The organism is Pantoea sp. CTOTU49201 (assembly GCF_032054795.1).
Taxonomy (GTDB): Bacteria; Pseudomonadota; Gammaproteobacteria; order Enterobacterales; family Enterobacteriaceae; genus Pantoea; species Pantoea symbiotica.
The window spans coordinates 1-2,317 of record NZ_DAMBSA010000558.1 but is presented as its reverse complement, the minus strand read 5'-3'; the positions used below and the strand labels follow the sequence as shown (position 1 = coordinate 2,317).

Below are 2,317 nucleotides of genomic sequence, written 5' to 3'. Positions count from 1 at the left end.
GCGGGTACGCGTCTAAAAGGAAATTGATCTGGATAAGAGGTCGCCATGAATGGCGACCCTACGGTGATGCTAGTGTTGATGCGCGTCGATATGACCTACGGCGATGGTGCGATTTTTCGTAGGGTGCGCATTAATGCGCACCGGGATGACATCACTCCTGACGATGCGTATGAATCATATAGTTAACATCGACACCGCGACCCAAACGGAACTGGTTAGTCAGCGGATTATAGTGCAGGCCAATCATGTTTCTTTCACGCAGCGGGGTTTCATCGACCCAGTTCAGCAACTCGGCAGGACGGATGAATTTCTTCACGTCGTGCGTACCGCGCGGCACCATGCGCAGCACATACTCCGCACCAAACACCGCCTGCAACCAGGCTTTTGGATTGCGGTTGATGGTGGAGAAGAACACTTCGCCGCCGGGCTTCACCAGCTGCGCGCAGGCCAATACCACCGAGCGTGGATCCGGCACATGCTCCAACATCTCCATGCAGGTTACCACGTCATATTGTCCGGCGTGGCTTGCGGCGTGATCTTCCACGGTTTGCTGCACGTAGTTAACACTAACGCCGCTCTCCAGCGCATGCAGACGTGCCACTTCCAGCGGATCCGCGCCCATATCCAGGCCGGTAACCTCAGCGCCTTCACGCGCCATGCTCTCCGCCAGAATGCCGCCGCCGCAGCCGACATCGAGCACTTTCTTGCCGAACAGGCCATTGCTGTGCTGTGCTATCCAGCCGAGTCGCAGGGGATTGATACGGTGCAACGGCTTAAATTCACCCTCTAAATCCCACCAGCGGGATGCCACGGCCTCAAACTTAGCAATCTCGGCGTGGTCAACGTTCTGGCGGCTTTCCTGCGGTTGTTCACTCATTGAATCATCACTCCAGACAAAATATTCCCTCAGTATAAACGCTTAAGTCACGCGAACGCATCTCTCACGCTCAAGGAAAAGCGGGATTAAGGCCTGGTTAACGTTCACCGAAGGGAAGCGATGTGATATACTTTCGCACCTTTAAATCCGGGATTATGTAGAGGGATAGCGGCTCCATGAGCGACCTTGCGAGAGAAATTACACCGGTCAATATCGAAGAAGAGTTAAAAAACTCCTACCTCGATTACGCCATGTCGGTCATTGTTGGCCGAGCCTTACCCGATGTGCGTGATGGTCTGAAGCCGGTACACCGCCGTGTGCTTTTTGCCATGAGCGAACTGGGCAACGACTGGAATAAACCCTATAAAAAATCCGCCCGTGTGGTCGGTGACGTCATCGGTAAATATCACCCGCACGGCGATTCCGCGGTATACGAAAGTATCGTGCGTATGGCCCAGCCATTCTCCCTGCGCTACATGCTGGTTGACGGTCAGGGTAACTTTGGTTCGGTCGACGGCGACTCCGCCGCAGCGATGCGTTATACCGAAGTGCGCATGGCAAAGATCTCTTCGGAGCTGCTGGCTGACCTGGAAAAGGAAACCGTCGATTTCGTGCCGAACTATGACGGCACCGAGCAGATCCCTGAAGTCCTGCCAACCAAAATTCCTAATCTGCTGGTAAACGGTTCTTCCGGTATCGCGGTAGGTATGGCAACCAACATTCCACCGCACAACCTCACGGAAGTGATCAACGGCTGTCTGGCCTTCATCGAAGATGAAGACATCACCGTTGAAGGTTTGATGGAGCACATCACCGGGCCAGATTTCCCGACTGCTGCGTTCATCAATGGTCGTCGTGGTATCGAAGAAGCCTATCGCACCGGGCGCGGTAAGATTTACATCCGCGCACGTGGCGAAGTGGAAACCGATGCCAAGACCGGCCGTGAAACCATCATCGTTCACGAACTGCCGTATCAGGTGAACAAAGCGCGCCTGATCGAGAAGATCGCCGAGCTGGTGAAAGAGAAGCGCGTGGAAGGCATCAGCGCACTGCGTGACGAATCTGACAAAGACGGCATGCGTGTTGTCATTGAGATCAAACGCGATGCGGTTGGTGAAGTGGTTCTCAACAACCTCTACTCGCTGACCCAGCTGCAGGTCTCTTTCGGCATCAACATGGTGGCGCTGCATCAGGGCCAGCCGAAGATCATGACGCTGAAAGGCATCATCGAAGCCTTCGTACGTCACCGTCGTGAAGTGGTTACGCGCCGTACCATTTTCGAACTGCGTAAAGCGCGCGATCGTGCTCACATCCTTGAAGGCCTGGCGATTGCGCTGGCGAACATCGATCCAATCATCGAACTGATTCGTCGTGCACCCACGCCAGCCGAAGCGAAACTGGGCCTGTTGGCGCAGTCGTGGGATTTGGGTAACGTTGCCG

General features: G+C 54.9%; 2 protein-coding genes. One reads left to right on the top strand and one right to left on the bottom strand.

The window, feature by feature from the left end:
* Nucleotides 1–151: 151 nt before the first annotated feature.
* A complete protein-coding gene (gene ubiG, locus RTY00_RS23720; RefSeq protein ID WP_312666603.1) occupies nucleotides 152–877 on the bottom strand; it encodes a bifunctional 2-polyprenyl-6-hydroxyphenol methylase/3-demethylubiquinol 3-O-methyltransferase UbiG in 726 nt (241 codons plus the stop codon).
* Between the two features lie 176 nt (nucleotides 878–1,053).
* On the opposite strand from ubiG, the gene RTY00_RS23715 reads away from it, so the two are divergent.
* Nucleotides 1,054–2,317 (top strand): DNA gyrase subunit A (locus RTY00_RS23715; RefSeq protein ID WP_312666602.1); only part of this gene is annotated, 1,264 nt, incomplete at its 3' end.

Coding starts and splice junctions, on each gene's coding strand:
- ubiG (WP_312666603.1), bottom strand. CDS start 877: ATGAGTGAACAACCGCAGGAAAGCCGCCAGAACGTTGACCACGCCGAG.